This is a genomic window from Salinibacterium sp. AL4.1, from assembly GCF_059767305.1.
Map to the genome: position 1 here is coordinate 1,365,287 of NZ_JBSOQK010000001.1, position 16,324 is coordinate 1,381,610.

Here is a 16,324-nt window from a genome sequence, read left to right on the forward strand (position 1 = left end):
CTTCGCTGGTGCTCGTCGCTGAGGCTTCGCCGGAGGCGTGCCGTTACTTCAACCGTAGCCAGTCAATTACAAAGAAACCAGAAAGAGTGGCTGCGGTTTAGATAGCCTTAGCCTATGAAAATTACGCTTCGTCAGGTGGAGATTTTCGTCGCCGTGGCCGATGCCGGTCACTTCGGACGAGCCGCCGAGGCGCTGGAGATCTCGCAACCAACCGTGAGCCAAGAAGTGAGTCGCCTCGAACGCGCGCTCGGGGTCGCCCTGCTCGACCGCTCCGGCCGTTCGGCAAAGCTCACGCAAGCGGGCGAAGCGATGGCGACCGAGGGTCGCCAATTGCTCACCCACGCCAATCAGGTGGTCCGGGAAGTGCAGCTCTACGAGCCGAGCCGCATCCGCACCGCCCGCATCGTGGCCTCCCCCAGCGTGGTCAACCGCCTCCTCCCCGCTGTGATCAGTCGGGCCGAGCAAAGCCTTTCGTCAGTGCGCATCGAAGACGTGCTCGTCGACACGGGCGGCGTCACTGCGCGCCTCGTGAGCGAGCACGCCGATATCGGCCTTGGCCGCTTCCTGGATGCCAGGGAGGGCTACGAAAGCGAAGTGATCGTGCGCGAACAAGTCTTTGTCGCGCTCAGCCGCAAGCACCCGCTAGCGGAGGCCGCCCACCTCGAACTCCCCGAACTCGGTGACCTGCCACTGTTGCTGTGGCCTCGCGAACAAAACCCCGCCTACTTCGATTACCTGCTCGAGATCTGCACCTCGCGCGGGCTTACCCCGCTGCTGCTCGTGAGCCCGCCCCGTATCGTGGGGTCGCGGCTGTACTTACTGTCAGAAGCCCGCGCTTTCTCGCTCGTATCGGCAGCGCTCGTCGGCCATCTGCCCGAAGACCTCATCGCGATTCCGCTCGCGCAACCCGCGACGCTTGCGCTCGAGATGCAGTGGCGCGCGAGCGACAACCGCCCCCAGCTAACTGCCCTGCGCGAGCTCATTCGTGAGGTGGCGTCCGCTGGCTAGCGTGGGCGGCCACAACAGCGCTCTCTAGCGCCCGTTCTTCATGGCTTGAATCTTGCTGAGGGTGGCGATGGCCTGACGGGCGATCATCCGTCCCGCCCGATTGGCACCGATCGTGGATGCCTGCGGGCCGTACCCGGCAAAGAAGATGCGAGTGTCTCGCCACGCAACACCCTGCCCCACAGCAACGCCGCCCTCTTTTTCGCGCAGCTTCAACGGAGCGAGGTGGCGCAGTTCTGGCCTGAATCCTGTGGACCAGATGATGGCATCCGCCTGCTGGAAGGCACCGTCTTGCCAGCGCACCCCGTTCGGTTCGATGCTCGAGAACATGGGGCGTGGCGTTAGAACGCCCCGTTCGATTCCGGCTTGGATGCGGCGGGTACGCGGTACGCCCGTGCCGCTAACAATGCTGGGCAGCACGCGCCCGGCACGCGCCGCTTCGTCCTGGATGAGCACCGCTTCTTTGCGCGCTTCAAGGTTGAGGGGGCCGTCTTCGAGAAAGTCGATCGGCCGGCGACTGACCCACGTGAGGTTCGAGGCAAGGTTTTCGAGTTCGAGAAGGAAGCCGATGGCGGAGGTTCCGCCGCCCACAACGACAACGCTCTGGTCGGTGAATTCGCGGGCACTGCGGTACTCACTCGTGTGCAGGTGGCGGCCCTCGAACGATTTGAGACCCGGGTACCAGGGAATGAACGGTGCGCCCCAGGTGCCTGTGGCATTGATCACCAGCATTGTGCTGACGGTTTTCATCTCTTCGCCATCGAGCGAGAAGGTCACATTCAAATGCTCGCCGAAGTTATCAACGGCCACGACATCCGCATTGCGAACAACTTGAAAGTCGTAGTGATCTTCGTAGGCACGGTAGTAGTCGGCCACGACTTTCTTGGCCGGCATATGACGGTCGGCGGTTTCGAAACTCAGCCCGAGCTCGTCAAGACCCGGCAGATCGTTGATGCGGTGCGCCGAACCGATGCGCAAGGCTTCCCACCGATGCTGCCAGGCACCGCCTGTTCCCGGGCCGCGATCAAGCAGCACAAAGTCATTGCCGGGGTCGAGACCGAGTCGCCGCAGATAGTAGGCAACAGAGAGGCCTGCTTGGCCAGCACCAATAACGACAACGGAGGTGTCGGTTTCGGTAGTGGATGTCACGCGCTAACGTTACCCGCCCTAACCCCACCTGTGCACCGCCAGCCAAGACCATTCTGTCTCGCGTGCTAAACTTCAGGTTAGTTTTCATCCATCCCTGTTCGCTCGTTCGCTGGCCACCGTCAGCGCACCGGGACAGACGTATGAGGGGGTCTCGCATGGGACGCGGCCGTCAAAAGGCAAAGCACACCAAGGTTGCTCGGGATTTGAAGTACTTCAGCCCAGATACTAACTACGGTGCGCTCGCTCGAGAGTTGGGCGGTTCAGAGAACACTGTCCCGGTTTCCGAAGACAGTGAGAAATGGCCGGAGTACTCCGCTGGTGATTCGTACAGCGATAAGTACGACACCGAAGACGATGAAGACGACGAGGAAGAAACTCGTAGCGCCTAATAAGCCATCTTCACCGCAACGTTTTATGAAAAAGGCGAGCATCTAGCCCCTCGGGGCCGGATGCTCGCCTTTCTCATTAAGTACTGTGCCCTAGAAAGCCACCAGCTCGCGGGCTTTCGCAACGATTGCGTCGATTGACGGCAACCAAGCTTCTTCGAGAACCCCAGCGTAAGGAACAGGCGAGTCTGGACTTGAGAGCAACGACGGCGGAGCATCCAGCAGCGTGAAATGGTGAGTGGTCATTCGCGAGACGAGTGATGAGCCCCAGCTGCCGTCTTGCGGCGACTCCTGCACGACCAAAAGCCGCGAAGTCTTGGCCAGGGAGCGGGCAACGGCATCGTCGTCGAACGGCACTAGTGTGCGAGGGTCGATCACCTCGGCCTGCACTCCACCTGCAGCGAGCGTCTCGGCGGCTTCAACCGCGCGGTGACGCATCTGCTGAGTGGCAACGATCGTGATGTCGCTGCCTTCTCTCACGATGGACGCGACGCCGAGAGGCAGCACTGCGGCATCTCCCGTGGGCACTTCGCCCTTGAGCGAGAAGAGTCCTTTGTGTTCAAAGAACAGAACGGGGTCGTTATCGCGAATCGCGCCTCGCATGAGCCCATAGAGGTCTTCGACTGTCGCGGGAACCACAATCTTGAGACCGGGCACATTCAGGAACCAGTTTTCGCCGGCCTGAGAGTGCTGAGCCGCGAAGCCGGTTCCGGCACCGTTTGCCATGCGAATCGTCAGCGGCACTGTCACTTGGCCACCGGTCATGTAGCGATGCTTCGCCACCTGGTTCACGATTTGGTCGTAACAGACGCCGGCGAAGTCAGCGAACATGATCTCGGCGATCGGGCGCAGCCCCATGATGGCAGCGCCCAAGGCGGCGCCAACAATGGCTTGCTCCGAGATCGGTGTATCGCGAACGCGACGCGGGCCGAACTCCTCGAAGAGTCCCGCTGCCGTCTTGAACGCTCCACCGGCTGCTCCGATGTCTTCACCGATCATGAAGACATCGGGGTCTTCGCGCATCTCATCCGCAATGGCGCGCGCAATTACTTGGCGATAGTTGAGGGTGTCAGTCATGAGTAGATGTGATCCATTCCGGCAGTGAGTTCAGGTTCGGGCCACGTGAGCGCCAGATCGCGAGCAGCAACGACGTCAGCGTGGGCGTTGCGCTCGACCTCTGCGGCGGCATCCGCACCACCGACAGCCTCGATGGCTTCGCGAAGTTTCACGATGGGGTCGCGGGCAAACCACGACTTCACTTCTTCTTCAGGGCGGTACTTCGCGGGATCGCTGCGTGAGTGCCCGCTGTGACGGTAGGTGTCAGCCTCGATCAAAGTGGGCCCTTCACCAGCGCGCGCTCGGGCTACGGCTTCTTCGGTGACCGCGCGCATCCCGATCACATCGTTGCCGTCAACAAAAACACCGGGCATTCCGTACGACGCCGCCCGGTCGCTCAGTCTTTCGATGGGGGTCGTCGAAGCCAGTGTCGAATACTCGCCGTACTGGTTGTTCTCGATGACGAAGATCGCCGGCAGCTTCCAGATGGATGCCATATTGAGCGATTCATGGAACGTTCCGATATTCGTTGACCCGTCTCCGAAGAATGCAACGCTCACTTCGGAGGTGCCCCGATAGTTCGAGGCCAACGCTGCGCCGACCGTGGTGGGAAGGTGTCCGCCTACGATCGCGTTTGAGCCCAGCGCTCCGACGGACACATCGGCAAGGTGCATTGAGCCGCCTTTGCCTCCACACAACCCGCCCGCACGACCCAGGATCTCTCCGAAGGCGCGGTCAAGAGGCGCCCCCATCGCCAGCACTGCGCCGTGCCCGCGATAGGTGCACGTCATGGTGTCGCCTTTGCTCAGGGCACTACAGACTCCGACGGTCACCGCTTCCTGGCCCTGGCACAGGTGCGTACTTCCCCGCACAAGGTTCTGGCTAAAGAGGCCCATGATTTCGTCTTCAAAGAAACGGATTTCATACATCGACCGCAGCAGGTCGAGAGCATCCGCGGGGAGCGGATCAGCGAGCGTACGGCTCACGGAGTGATAGGTCATTGAGTTACACTTCCTACTTTTGTCGCGGGGCGCCGCAACTGTCGGTGGTTCTGAAGCCGGTGGGGAGATGCGCCTCAGGGGCGTCCTTTCCAGCAAGTTGAGTGAGCACGAGCTCAGCAGCGGTACGGCCGAGAAGCGCGGGGTCACGAGAGATTGTGCTGATCGCGGGAGTGAGGAACTCCGACAGCGCCACGTCGTCGCACGTGACGAGACTCACATCGTCGGGGATCGTGAGCGCGAGCTCGCGCAGCGCACGCATGACGCCTACGAGAATCTGATTGCTACCTGCGATGAGTGCGGTTGGAGCGCCCGCTCCCGACATGAGTTCGATCGTGGCCGTATAGCCATGCTCGGCACTGAAATCGCCCATGCGGATAACAGAGGTCACGTTCGGGTGCTCGCTGGCAACCTCAGTTAACGTCTCCGCTCGCTCACGAGATGGCCGCACTTGCGAGCTGCCGTTTACGAGAGCAATGGACTGATGTCCGAGCGAGATGAGATGTTCAACGGCAGCGCGGATTCCTGTTGCATGATCGCTCAGCACGGCCGATGCCGCTGTGGCGTTGATCTCGCGGTCGATGAGCGTGATCGGATAATGCGCCGAGCCGAGCGCCTTGTTCAACGCCTCGTCTGTTTCGTCGCTGACCGAAATCAGAAGACCGTCGATGCGACGCTGCTCCATTGAGCGCACTTGCTCGAGCGCCAGGCCTGGCTCATTGAAGGAGTTGGCCACAAGCATGGAGTAGCCGCGCTGACGCAGCACTCGTTCCGCGCCCATCGCAATTTGAGCGAGCAAAGGGTTCCCGATGTCAGCCGCGACAAACCCGATGGTGAAGCTTTCGCCGGTGCGCAAGCTCTGAGCCAGCGCATCCGGCTGAAACCCCAACTCGTCAATCGCGGCCAGAACGCGCTCGCGCATCTTGTCGCTGACATCCGGATGATCGGAGATCACTCGAGAAACCGACGAGATAGCGACGCCAGCACGCTCGGCCACTTCCCGCATTCCTGCCCGGCGAAGGGGCGGCGCCGATCGACGCTCGTTCATGCCCCGCCGGCTTCCAGAGAGATCGCTCATGTTCTTGTCACCTAATCTTTCGAAACCCGATACTGGTCGATGTAGTCCCAGTTCAGATCCCACCCCAGCCCCGGGCGGTCGCTCAGGGTCAGGGTGCCGTTGTTGAGTTCTGGTCTGTTAGTGATCATGTTCCACCAGAACGGGTCACGATCGGGATGGAAACACTCAGCGAGTGTGCCGTGCGGCTGGCTCGCAAGCAAGTGCGTCGACACCTGCGGTTCCTCATGGTGCCCCATTTGAACGTCGTAGGAGGTTGCGATGGCGGCGGTTCGCAACCAGGCGGTCGGCCCGCCCGACCACGAGGAATCGAAATTACAGACGTCGATCGCCCCAGTCTCCATGAGGTCACGACATCCGCTCGCACTGAATTCGGTTTGCCCTGCGCAGACGGGAACGGAGCCCTGATAGCGAACGTCGCGCATCGACCGCTTATCGTTGTGCCACTCGACAGGCTCTTCGAACCAGCGGATGTTGAGATCGGCGATACGCCGACTCAGGTCGACAGCCACGGCGGGCTTGTAGCCCTGATTCGCGTCAATGCAGATGATGAAGTCGTCGCCAGCGGCTTCGCGGGCCGCGGTGATGCGCGCGGCATCTTCCGCGGCGCTGAGCCCACCGACTTTGAACTTAACCCCAGCCAGGCCAAGCTCTTGGTAGTGATGCATCTCGTCAGCAATGCTGCCGAGAGGTTCACCGTAGTAGCCACCGATAGCGATCATCGGTAGCTCATTGCGGTAGCCGCCCCACAATTTCCAGAGCGGTGTTTTGAGGGCCTTGCCCACTGCATCCCAAATAGCAGTGTTCACTGCCGCGAGGGCGACGAGACCGAGCCTGCGGTCACGGAGAATGTCGAACGTCACTTTGTACCCAGAATCCCACAGGCGCTCGATGGCCATCGCATCCTGGCCAATCAGTGTGGGAGCGAGCTCTTCGTGAATGATCCGATCGATGTCAAACATCGTCTCGTGCTCATCTCCGGTATATGCCTCCCCAATGATTCCGGCATCAGTGTGGACCCTGGTCACAATCGTCGCGCGATGAGTCATGTGGTAGTGGCTACCACGAAACTCTCGCGCAAGCGGTGCGACCATAGGGATCGTCTCAATGCGGGTAATCGTCAGACCGTGCGCTTGTGGATCCAGCGGATCGCGTTCAGCGTGAACTCGTTGATCATGCATGTTCTTTGAACTCCATTTTTCTTTCACCAAGCGTGTGGCGAGGGTGGTGGCTCGGACTCGTCGCGATCGGCGTTAGCCGCGCTGTTGCTTCTCGAGGTCGTCGAGGAATGCGGTGATATTTCCCGAGATCATCGTCTGCGTGAGGTTCGTCCATGAAGCCGACTGGGCAGCACCGTTGAACTGGTTCTGCGCTACATCAACTCCGCCGACAGCGTCAACGATCTCGAGAATCTGGCCGGCACCCGTGCTTCCGGTAACGCCCACTACGTCGACGTCGGTGCGGTTCGGGAACTGGCTCGCTTCTTTGAGGAGGATGGTCTGGCCCTCTGCCGACGCCATCGTCTCAATCAGCTTCATGGCAGCGTCTGGGTTCTCCGACTCAGCGCTGACGCCGTACATGAGTACGGGGTTGAAGAACTGGCCCTGAAGGGTTGTTCCCGAAACCTTCGGAGCGTTGAATACTCCATATGCATCGGTGCCGAGCTTGTCGTCCCAGACCTTCCAGTTGATTGCGTTCGATACGAGACCCGGCACCATAGCTACCTCACCCGCGGCGAAGTCTGCTTCGACATCCGTGAACTTCTTACCGGCGAAGTCTGAGTTCCAGCAGTCAGCGTTATAGGAGTCAAGCAACGGCTGCAATGAGTCCATGAAGCGCTCATCGTTGAGTGCAATGTCTCCCGAGCGAACGGCGTTGACGTCATCGGTGGAGAAGAACTGAGGCGACAAGGATGACCAAGCCCACCAGAGAATGAACGAGTCGCTTCCCGACATACCAATCGGTGAGATACCTTCTGCGTTGAAGGCGTCACACGTTGCGAGCATCTCATCCCAGGTAGCAGGCGGGGTTTCGGGGTCGAGACCCACTCGCTCAAAGAGCGCCTTGTTGTAGTACCAGACCACACCTTGCGCGCCGACGGGAACGCCGGCGAAGACGGAGTCATCAGCGACATCCTTCACGGTGGCGGACCAACCGCTGAGGAGATCAGCGTCAGCAAACTGGTCTTTGGTCAGGTCAGCTACTGAACTGAAGAGAGATTCAAAATTGGCTCCCGGCAGCATCTCGACAACGTCGCCGAGCGCTCCCGCCCGAGCCTTCGTTGTTGCGGATGCCAAGAACTGATCGAACGGAACGCGATCTTGTTCTGCTTCGACTCCGGTCTCTTCTGTGAAGAGGGCAATGACATCGTTCATCGCTTTGCCCTGGCCCTGCGTGGTGTCAGCGTCGCCGCTGGTCAACAGGGTAATCGGGGCATCGGCGGAACCTGAGCTGTCGCCACCGGCGCAGCCTGCCAACAGTGCGCCAACTCCGATTGCGGCAGCAATCGAGAGTCCACGTCGTTTCGTGAATATCTGTGACACTGGTGTTACCTCCATAGTGTGATTGTGATGTGCTTCCTTGCCCACCTTGGGGTCGTGCGGGGATGGTCTTGCGATCAGCCCTGGGGGTAGGGGGTGGTCTGAGATTCAGTCCTTGACCGCCCCCGATATGGCTCCTGCTTGCAGCCATCTCTGTCCGAAAACAAAGAGCAATAACACCGGAGCTGTGCCGACGAGCATGGCGGCCGCCGTGAGCGGTCCCCCGGTGCGGAATTGTGACGAGAACTGCGCGATAGCGACGGCGACAGTGGGAGTGTCTCCCGAGGGGAGCAGCAACAGCGCGAGCAACAGCTCGCTCCACTGCAAGAAGCACGTCAGGATGAACGCGGTGGCGAGCGCGGGCTTTGCCATGGGCAGAGCAATGGAGACGAACTGTCGAATCGGGCCAGCTCCGTCCACGTCCCCGGCTTCAAACACCTCTGAAGGCAATTGGGAGAAGAACGAGCGCATGAATACCGTTGCCCAGGCCGAGAACATGACGCCATAGACGACACCAAGCCAGACAAGCGAGTCGAGCATCCCCCACACTTGAAGCAACTCAAACATGGGAATGACGAGGGCCGCCGCCGGCAAGAACATGGCCGAGGTCGTCAGCGCGATGGTGAGGCGACGCCCCATGAATTGATAGCGAGCAAGCGCAAAGCCCGTGCATGCCGCTAGTGCGACCGCGAGCGTTGCCCCCACTCCGACGGTGATGCTGGAGTGGAGGATCGCTTGAGCCATACCGCCCGTGACCCACACCGTGCTGATGTTCTCCAACGTCCACGTGCCGCCAAAGTTAGCTGGCTCGCCCACGTATTCTTCTGTGGGTTTGAGCGCTACTCGAACCACCCACAGAATCGGGCCGAGCACGATGACGAGGGCAAGGGCCACAATAACGGTCTCAAACCAGTTCTTCTTTTTCATGACTAGTTCCATTCCTCCGCTTTGCGAATTCTTCGCATTCCCGCCTGAATTAGCACGATGAGAGCAATGAAGACGAGGCTCACTACTGCGATAGCGGCACCGCGCCCAAGCGTCGAGCCCTGGTTGAGGGTGGCGTACACGGCGTAGTCGAGCGTGGTCGAGGCGACGCCGGGGCCACCTTGAGTGAGCCCATAGATCCACGGGAAGAAACCAGTGACGGTCGAGATCGTGAGCAGCAGGATCCAAAACCTCGTAATGGGGCGAAGCGCTGGTCGGTAAATATGCCAGATCATCTGCCAGCGATTCACGCCGTCGAGTTGAGCTGCCTCGATGAAGCTCGGCGAGATAGCGGCGAGCCCGGTTGAGTAAAAGAGAACGCCACTGCCGAGGGTCGCCCAGCCGATGACTACGACGACCGTAATGAGCACGAAGTTGGGATCGGTAAACCAGCCCGGAGCCAGAAACCCAAGCCCCGCCGCGCGGAGTCCGGCGTTGACCGGACCCTCATCAGCGAGCACGATGCGAAAGACACCACCGACGATGATGGGCGGCAGCATGGCCGGAATGTAGAGAATCGCACGGATGGTGGAGGCCGCTTTCATAGGAAAAACCGCGATAGCCATCACGAAGGGCACCAACACCCAGACGAATACTCCACCGATGAGGAGAAGGTTATTGAACAGAATGCGGTAAAAATCTGGCCACGTAGCGAGAAAGATGAAGTTGTCGAGGCCAACATTGATCGGCTCGGAGAGCCCGTCGTACTGAGTGGTCGAATAATAAAACACGGCGCAGAGTGGCCAAAAAATGAATGCCAGAATCAGCAGGAGCTGGGGCAAGACGAAAGCTTGGCCAGGACTGGCCACTTTCGAACGTGGGCGCTTCGTTGCTGCCATTCTTCATTTCCTCGGGAGGTCTCGATGGGGCTTTCGTTGAGAGCGTAAGTTGGTTACATTCGTCCTGTCAACGTTTCTGGAAAGGTTACCGGTTTTTATGAACCTCTTCTCGCATCCTCTCGCCACACCGTCGTGGGAGATGGAACAAGCTGCCCCGATGCGGCTCCACACGCGCTCATTATGGAGCGCCCCGGCCGAGCATGAAGAGGGCGCTCCTGACCAGCGAATCATTCACCAACGGGCCATTTTTACGAACAAACCTGCCACCTTCAGTCGGCTCTCGGTGGCTCAAGCTCCGGGTTACCACAAGTGCGCCAGCGGGCAAGAAATCGACGCCGCGCTTGACGTAGTGGTCTTCACCGCCGAGGGCGAAAACGAGTGGCGCGAAGTAGGCCACTTGCGTTCCACCGCCGAGGAGGTGCTATCCCGCGGCGCCAGCCTCGACCTCGGAGGCCTCGAAGCGAGTTCCCTCGTTGCGCAAGTGCGACGCGCTGCCACCGACGAATGGTGGCCAGGCTGGAATCTCGCCTCCACCGGCATGGTGCTCGAGGGGCGAACCGACAACGAGTGGGAGCCAGATAACGAAGGCAGCCTCACCGTCGAGGATCTCGATCTTGAGGGCCAGTCGACTGGGGTGACCGCACGGGCAACCCAGACCGAAGTTCGATTCACAAGCGATCACTTGCAAGTGGGATTCCGACTCACCTCCCCTGCCTGGTCTTACCTCGCCCTCGACGCTGATGGCGACGGAAACACGCACTTCAATTTGCTGCAAATGCCACGCTCCATGGATATCGTGCGCAGCGGCGTCTACCCCTCGGGGGTCTACCCGGTTCTTCGCGATCAAAACGCCGAGTACCTTGCGCAAGGCCCTCGCTTCACCTCGATGACCGGCTTGATGCCGCTCGGGTTCCTCCACACTGACTACGTCGGAACCACGACTGTCCGGGGCTCTACGGTTCGCTACGAGTTCGTCAGTGAAGCGGCCTCGCAACGCTACGTTCTCGAATTTACGGTCGAAGCCGATCGCCTCCGGATGCATGTCGAACGTCACAGTGACATCGAACGTCGCGCGTGGACCAGCTCGGCATGGCACGTCGCCACGAATAACCGTGTCACACCGTCGTGCGCCCTCGGACCCCTGACCTTCCGCGGCGAAACGGGCATCCTCGACGGGCCCGTTGCCTGGCACTTCCCACGGCATGGAACCCTCAACATCACCGCGAGCGAAAGCGCTCAGTGGCGCAGTGACTCCGTGCGCCCCCTCGACACCAACACTCTGGAACTCAAGGTGGGCGAGATCGCCACCGAATTCGGCGACTACATCTTGCCCGCCGGCCACCACACTGCTGACATCGAACTCGTGGTCGAAACCCCATCGCTCGCCACGCTGCGCGACGATACCCCAGGGGCGATTCGCCGGATGCTCGACCGCCACACCCTCACTGCCCTCCCGTTCCGCGGCGATACCGCGACGTACTCGAACAACGGCGCCTCGATGCACTGCACGACTTCCCTCGCGGACGTCTCCGTGATCGCCGAGCAGCTCGATGAGACCCCAGATCTGCCCGCCATGGAGTGGGTCGGCCGTTCCCTGCAACGCTGGCTCGACGGTGCCCCCAGCTACGGCAGCGGCACGACATCTCACGGCCCTCACCGGCTCGATGACGAATACGTGCACATGAGCGGAAACACCTTAGGCGCTGCAGCGCGCTACGCCGCTTGGGACGAATCTGGCACATGGTTCGTTCACAACCGCACTGTTCTCATCCGCGAGCTTGAAGAAATGCTGGCGCGGGATGTCGACGGCGACGGTCTCATTGAGTCCACGCTGCGCATCGGAAACAGCGGCGACCACCAGTGGAGTACCTGCTGGGCCGATGTTCTCTCGTTCGGTTGGAAGGACGCCTGGGCCAACGCCGTGGCATTTGAAACCTGGAGCCTCTGGATTCCCGTGCTCGAAGCCCATGGTGAGTCAGAGCTCGCCACGCGCATTTCCGAGAGCCGCAGCGCGCTCCAGAAGAACTACTTCGACACCTTCTACAATCCCGAGACCGGCATCATCGCGGGGTGGCGGTCGAAGGATGGCACTCTTCACGATTACGGCTTCTCACAGCCCAATGGAATGGCGTGCATGACGGAACTGCTGCCGCTCGACGCCGCCCGAGGCGTGATGGAATCGCTCGTGAGAGCGTGGGACTCGATCGAGCTCACAGACTTCCGTAACGGCATCCCTCTCAATATCTGGCGCATCCCCGAATACGACATCGGTGGCGTCGTATTCGGACTCCCGATGGGTAGCTATCAGCAAGGTGGATACTCTCATCACGGAACGCGAGTGATCGTGGATGCCTTAGACCGCGTCGGCCTCACAGAAAAGTCAGCGCAAGTGCTCGAAGAACTCGCGACCACAATTGCGGATGACACCTCGTTTGGTGGGCTCGGGTCTGGACTTGACTGGAGAATGAAAGATGGCACGCCCAGTGGCTATGAAGGCCAATTGGTCGAAGGGTTTAGCGTGCTCGCATCGGCGTTGAGCCGCTATCGCGTAACCAACTAACCAGCGGATATCCAGAGGCATTCAATGAAGAAAATCCGAGTTTCCGTTATTGGCGCTGGTTCATGGGCAGTTGCCGCCCATTTACCCGCGCTTGCTTCACGCGACGATGTGGAATTGGTTGGCGTTTGCCGGTCGAACCTGGACGCCGCAGAGCGCATCCGCGACACCTTCGGTTTCGAGTTCGCCTCAGCCGACTATCGCGACGTACTGGCCCCGGGGGTGGACGCGGTGATCGTGGCATCCCCATCGTCATGGCACCACGAGCACACCTCCGCCGCATTGCGGTCGGGGGCGCACGTGCTGTGCGAGAAACCTATGACAATTGCTTCTGCTGAAGCATGGGATCTTGTAGAGATTGCTCGGGAAAACGATCGAGAGCTTTTGATCGCCTTCGGCTGGAACTACATGAAGATGATCCGTGACGCTCACGACCTCATCAATCGAGTCGGTATCGGCACGCTTGAGCACGTCACTGTGCACATGTCGTCGACGACTCGTGATCTTTTGAGCGGCACGGGCGCCTACCCTGATTCGGCAGAGGGTTCCGCTCCGCAGGCAGCGACGTGGACCGACCCGCTGATCTCCGGCGGCGGCTATGGACAGGCGCAGCTCAGCCATGCCTTGGGGCTAACGCTCGCGCTTTTCCCTGATCGCGTTGTCGCAGCATCCGCTCAGATGTTTGGGGCCAAGACCACTCCCGTCGAACTGCACGATGCTGCGGTACTGAACTTTGAAAGCGGCGCGATTGGGGTACTCTCGGGCGCTTCAGCTCACGAGGGTGCGTGGAACAATAAGCACGATCTACACGTGCGCGCAGTCGGAAGCGAAGGCCAAGCAATGGTCGATGTGCTGCGGGAAGAAGTGTGGGTGTATCGCCCGGACAGTGGCGAACACCGCCTCAATTTGGCGCCCGGTGATGGCGCTTACCAAGCGGAAGGACCCGCCCACGCGCTGATCGAAATTGCGCTGGGTCGGGGCGATAACCCGGCACCGGGCTCCCTCGGTGCGCTCACTGCGGAGGCGTTGGAGCTTGTTTACCGCAGCGCATCACACGAAGGGAATGTAGCCCGATGACTATTCCGAGCATCGTCCGAGTTGACGCCTACCCTGTGCCGTACCGCGAAGCGAATGATCACGGCAGCACGCGCTACAGCTGCTTCGTTCGCGTTGAGGATGCTGCAGGAACCGTCGGTTGGGGCGAGGCGGCGACCATCATGCCTGATGCCTCAAGCGCAACCGCTGTTCTGGTGCGTGGTTTTGCTCAGGCACTCGCGGGCACCACGGCAACCCCGGAAGCGGCGAGCACAACGATGGCCGCTCACGCTTGGTGGCATGGCGGTGCTGGAATCGCCAACTTTGCGGTTTCTGCAATCGATATGGCGCTCTGGGATCTCATCGGCCATCGCGAAGGGCGAAACCTTGCGGAGCTGCTGGGCGCCGCGCCTCGTTCAAGCCTCGAGCCGATCATCACGTGCCACGCTTCGGTAGAAGACCTCGGCGAGATGACTCAAGAAATGGCGGAGTGGGTGGAACGTCGCGGAGCCTCCGGCATCAAGATCGCCTTTGGCAAAGCAGGCGCTTCACGCTTAGGGGTCGACGTGGATCGCGATACCGCTTTTATGGCCGCTTTACGCGCTGCAGTAGGCGATGACATTCAGATCATGATCGACGTCGCGCCGCGGTTGGGTTGGAGCATTGAGCAGGCTCAAGCCCGCATCGATGCGCTCGCGCCTCTCGGGCTTGCCTGGCTCGAAGAACCGTTGGGCGCCCGTAACCCGCACGGGTACCGCGAGCTTCACGACAACGCACGCGGAGTTCTCATTGCTTACGGCGAGCGCGAGTGGAACGTAACCGGCGTCGCAGAGATTCTGAACACGGGCACCGTGGATGTCGTAGGCATGGATCCTGGACGAGTCGAAGGCGTGAGCGGTTTCCGCGCCGCAGCGGAACTCTGCAGCGCCGCCGGAGTCAAAGCGAACGCGCACGCCTTCGCCGGCCCTCTGGTGTACGCCTCGTCGCTCGCTCTTTCACTGGCAAGTGACGCCTGTGCTGAGTTCGAACTCGCTCCCGCACGCAACGAGCTGTACGACCTTGTGGGAGCGCCCGAACTCCATTCGAGCGTTGGTCGACTCGTCGCGCTCACCGAACCCGGGCTAGGAATTGCCGTGGACGGCGAGCGCGTGCGCGCGGCAAGCGAAGCTTCAGGGCTCTGACTGCTGCTCGTGACCGGGCGTGGGGCGCGTGAAATTACTGCGGGGCCGACGATACTCGCTAGCTCTCGCGACTCCACCCCACCAACGTGGGCACGACGTCTTCGGCAAACCGCTCGTAATCCTCGGCTGTGTTGTAGGCGTGAGCGGCAAGACGCAGGTAGCCGGTGTCGCGCCAGTTGGTGATCTGGGTTTCGAAACCGAGTTCGTCGGTGATGCGCTGACGCAGAGCTTGAGCCTCCGGGCCCGTTGCCGCGAGAGTGCCGGGCAAGCGCAGGAGGCGCATTCCGGGGGCGGGGGCTGCGACATCCACCCGGGATTCCTCGCCTGATGCAGCGTCGAGAGCATCCGCGACAACATCGGTGGAGTAGTCGAGTAGTGACTCGATATAGCTGCGGATGGCATCCCAACCGATGCGATCTTCAAGGCCGGTGATGGCATCCACGGTGGCGAGGTAGGGCGTGTAGTCCACCGTGCCCTGCTGGTCGAAGCGCGCGGGGAAGGGCTCGTCTATTCCCCACGAGTCGATCACCGGGTACAGCTCTTTCGCGAACTTCTTCTCGGCGACGAGCACGGCTGTTCCGCGAAAACCGCAGGCGAACTTGTGCAGGTTTCCGACCCAGGCGGATGCTGCGACGCCCTCAGCGGGCCGGTGCTGCACGCCGGGCGCGTGCGCCGCATCCACAAGAAGAGGCACACCATGCTTGGCAGCGAGCGTGGCGAGTTCGGCGATGGGAAACTCGCGCGCCGTTGACGAGCTCGACGCGTCGATGATGAGCCCGGCCGGCTTTTTGGCGAGCGCCTTGCCGAGTACGGTGACGATCTTCTCGGGGGTTGCGTCGAGGTCGATCGGCACGGTGCGCACTTTGGCTCCGCGTTGGCGGGCTTCACGCTTGGCCGAGAAGGCGACGGCGCCGTACGCGTGGTCGGTGATGACAACTTCGTCGCCGGGCGTGAGCTGCAGCGCGCGAATGGTTGCCGTCATGCCAGCGCTGGCATTCGGCACGAAGGCGAAGCGGTCGGCATCCACTCCGATGAAATCGGCAAGGTCGGCGCGGGCCTGCGCCACACGTTCTGCTGCAGCGCCGAACCAGCGCTGCGGTGCGGCTTCAGTTTCTTGCAAGTAGGCGAGGCGACGCAGCTGGGCGAAGACCGGAACGGCGCCGTAGGAGCCGTGGTTGATGTGACGCCAGCGCGAGTTGAGGCTCCAGAGCGCGGCGGCGGGTGACCCGTCTCGCGCCAGAAGGGGTTCGGGGCGCTGCGCTCCTTCGACGTCGGGTTCGGTGGTGTCCGCGTCATTCACAGTGATCGCGTCGCCGTCACTGTCGCCGCGGTTGTCGAGATCCGGCGCGGCATCATCGCTCGTGCCGTCGACCTGCTGCTCGTCCCCCACAGCGGACACATCTTCGGGTTCTGCTGATTGCACGTCGCTGTCGACGTCAACCGAGTTATCGGGCTGCTTAGTTGCCATAGCGCCCATTCAAGCGCACGGCACCACCATTCGCGTTCGTGGCACCCGGTC

General features: G+C 61.1%; 14 protein-coding genes. 5 read left to right on the top strand and 9 right to left on the bottom strand.

What is annotated here, in order from left to right; translation table 11 throughout:
• Positions 1-114: 114 nt before the first annotated feature.
• A complete protein-coding gene (locus ACWTV3_RS06725; RefSeq protein WP_498477398.1) occupies positions 115-1,008 on the top strand; it encodes a LysR family transcriptional regulator in 894 nt (297 codons plus the stop codon).
• 24 nt (positions 1,009-1,032) lie between these two features.
• On the opposite strand, the gene ACWTV3_RS06730 is transcribed toward ACWTV3_RS06725, so the two are convergent.
• On the bottom strand, positions 1,033-2,154 hold the full coding sequence (locus tag ACWTV3_RS06730; RefSeq protein ID WP_498477399.1) for an NAD(P)-binding domain-containing protein: 1,122 nt from the start codon (positions 2,152-2,154) through the stop codon (positions 1,033-1,035).
• Between the two features lie 155 nt (positions 2,155-2,309).
• Here ACWTV3_RS06730 and ACWTV3_RS06735 point away from each other — a divergent pair, with 155 nt between their 5' ends.
• Entirely contained in the window at positions 2,310-2,543 is a 234-nt protein-coding gene (locus ACWTV3_RS06735) for a DUF3073 domain-containing protein (RefSeq protein WP_498477401.1), read from the top strand.
• Between the two features lie 90 nt (positions 2,544-2,633).
• Here the strand turns inward: ACWTV3_RS06735 and ACWTV3_RS06740 are convergent, their stop codons facing one another.
• From ACWTV3_RS06740 to ACWTV3_RS06770, 7 genes are all read right to left on the bottom strand, one after another.
• Positions 2,634-3,617: an alpha-ketoacid dehydrogenase subunit beta gene (locus tag ACWTV3_RS06740; RefSeq protein ID WP_498477402.1), complete on the bottom strand. Its 984-nt coding sequence runs from the start codon at positions 3,615-3,617 to the stop codon at positions 2,634-2,636.
• The gene (locus tag ACWTV3_RS06745) at positions 3,614-4,597 is read right to left on the bottom strand and encodes a thiamine pyrophosphate-dependent dehydrogenase E1 component subunit alpha (RefSeq protein ID WP_498477403.1); all 984 of its coding nucleotides are present in this window, start codon (positions 4,595-4,597) and stop codon (positions 3,614-3,616) included. Before ACWTV3_RS06745 ends, ACWTV3_RS06740 begins: the two co-directional genes overlap by 4 nt.
• A 13-nt stretch (positions 4,598-4,610) precedes the next feature.
• Positions 4,611-5,672 carry a LacI family DNA-binding transcriptional regulator gene (locus ACWTV3_RS06750; protein WP_498477404.1) on the bottom strand — a complete coding sequence of 354 codons (1,062 nt, stop codon included), beginning with the start codon at positions 5,670-5,672 and terminating at the stop codon, positions 4,611-4,613.
• 11 nt (positions 5,673-5,683) lie between these two features.
• Positions 5,684-6,850: a mandelate racemase/muconate lactonizing enzyme family protein gene (locus tag ACWTV3_RS06755; protein WP_498477405.1), complete on the bottom strand. Its 1,167-nt coding sequence runs from the start codon at positions 6,848-6,850 to the stop codon at positions 5,684-5,686.
• 72 nt (positions 6,851-6,922) lie between these two features.
• Positions 6,923-8,212, bottom strand: a complete 1,290-nt coding sequence (locus ACWTV3_RS06760; protein WP_498477406.1) for an ABC transporter substrate-binding protein — start codon at positions 8,210-8,212, stop codon at positions 6,923-6,925.
• A gap of 105 nt (positions 8,213-8,317) precedes the next feature.
• Positions 8,318-9,136, bottom strand: coding sequence for a carbohydrate ABC transporter permease (locus ACWTV3_RS06765; protein WP_498477407.1), 819 nt, complete (start codon positions 9,134-9,136; stop codon positions 8,318-8,320).
• Between the two features lie 2 nt (positions 9,137-9,138).
• Positions 9,139-9,924, bottom strand: coding sequence for a carbohydrate ABC transporter permease (locus ACWTV3_RS06770; RefSeq protein ID WP_498477408.1), 786 nt, complete (start codon positions 9,922-9,924; stop codon positions 9,139-9,141).
• Between the two features lie 205 nt (positions 9,925-10,129).
• Here ACWTV3_RS06770 and ACWTV3_RS06775 point away from each other — a divergent pair, with 205 nt between their 5' ends.
• The 3 genes from ACWTV3_RS06775 to ACWTV3_RS06785 are packed head-to-tail and all read left to right on the top strand — an operon-like array spanning position 10,130 to position 14,805.
• Positions 10,130-12,592: a glucosidase family protein gene (locus tag ACWTV3_RS06775; RefSeq protein ID WP_498477409.1), complete on the top strand. Its 2,463-nt coding sequence runs from the start codon at positions 10,130-10,132 to the stop codon at positions 12,590-12,592.
• 24 nt (positions 12,593-12,616) lie between these two features.
• Positions 12,617-13,666, top strand: coding sequence for a Gfo/Idh/MocA family protein (locus tag ACWTV3_RS06780; protein ID WP_498477410.1), 1,050 nt, complete (start codon positions 12,617-12,619; stop codon positions 13,664-13,666).
• Positions 13,663-14,805: a mandelate racemase/muconate lactonizing enzyme family protein gene (locus ACWTV3_RS06785; protein ID WP_498477411.1), complete on the top strand. Its 1,143-nt coding sequence runs from the start codon at positions 13,663-13,665 to the stop codon at positions 14,803-14,805. Before ACWTV3_RS06780 ends, ACWTV3_RS06785 begins: the two co-directional genes overlap by 4 nt.
• 58 nt (positions 14,806-14,863) lie before the next feature.
• On the opposite strand, the gene ACWTV3_RS06790 is transcribed toward ACWTV3_RS06785, so the two are convergent.
• Positions 14,864-16,273 carry an aminotransferase class V-fold PLP-dependent enzyme gene (locus ACWTV3_RS06790; RefSeq protein ID WP_498477412.1) on the bottom strand — a complete coding sequence of 470 codons (1,410 nt, stop codon included), beginning with the start codon at positions 16,271-16,273 and terminating at the stop codon, positions 14,864-14,866.
• Between the last annotated feature and the right edge of the window lie 51 nt (positions 16,274-16,324).

Bases quoted from the DNA above. Each gene is read 5' to 3' on its own strand.
- ACWTV3_RS06765 (WP_498477407.1), bottom strand. From the start codon at position 9,136: ATGAAAAAGAAGAACTGGTTTGAGACCGTTATTGTGGCCCTTGCCCTC.
- ACWTV3_RS06755 (WP_498477405.1), bottom strand. From the start codon at position 6,850: ATGCATGATCAACGAGTTCACGCTGAACGCGATCCGCTGGATCCACAA.
- ACWTV3_RS06725 (WP_498477398.1), top strand. From the start codon at position 115: ATGAAAATTACGCTTCGTCAGGTGGAGATTTTCGTCGCCGTGGCCGAT.
- ACWTV3_RS06775 (WP_498477409.1), top strand. From the start codon at position 10,130: ATGAACCTCTTCTCGCATCCTCTCGCCACACCGTCGTGGGAGATGGAA.
- ACWTV3_RS06750 (WP_498477404.1), bottom strand. From the start codon at position 5,672: ATGAGCGATCTCTCTGGAAGCCGGCGGGGCATGAACGAGCGTCGATCG.
- ACWTV3_RS06780 (WP_498477410.1), top strand. From the start codon at position 12,617: ATGAAGAAAATCCGAGTTTCCGTTATTGGCGCTGGTTCATGGGCAGTT.
- ACWTV3_RS06790 (WP_498477412.1), bottom strand. From the start codon at position 16,273: ATGGCAACTAAGCAGCCCGATAACTCGGTTGACGTCGACAGCGACGTG.
- ACWTV3_RS06740 (WP_498477402.1), bottom strand. From the start codon at position 3,617: ATGACTGACACCCTCAACTATCGCCAAGTAATTGCGCGCGCCATTGCG.
- ACWTV3_RS06735 (WP_498477401.1), top strand. From the start codon at position 2,310: ATGGGACGCGGCCGTCAAAAGGCAAAGCACACCAAGGTTGCTCGGGAT.
- ACWTV3_RS06745 (WP_498477403.1), bottom strand. From the start codon at position 4,597: ATGACCTATCACTCCGTGAGCCGTACGCTCGCTGATCCGCTCCCCGCG.
- ACWTV3_RS06785 (WP_498477411.1), top strand. From the start codon at position 13,663: ATGACTATTCCGAGCATCGTCCGAGTTGACGCCTACCCTGTGCCGTAC.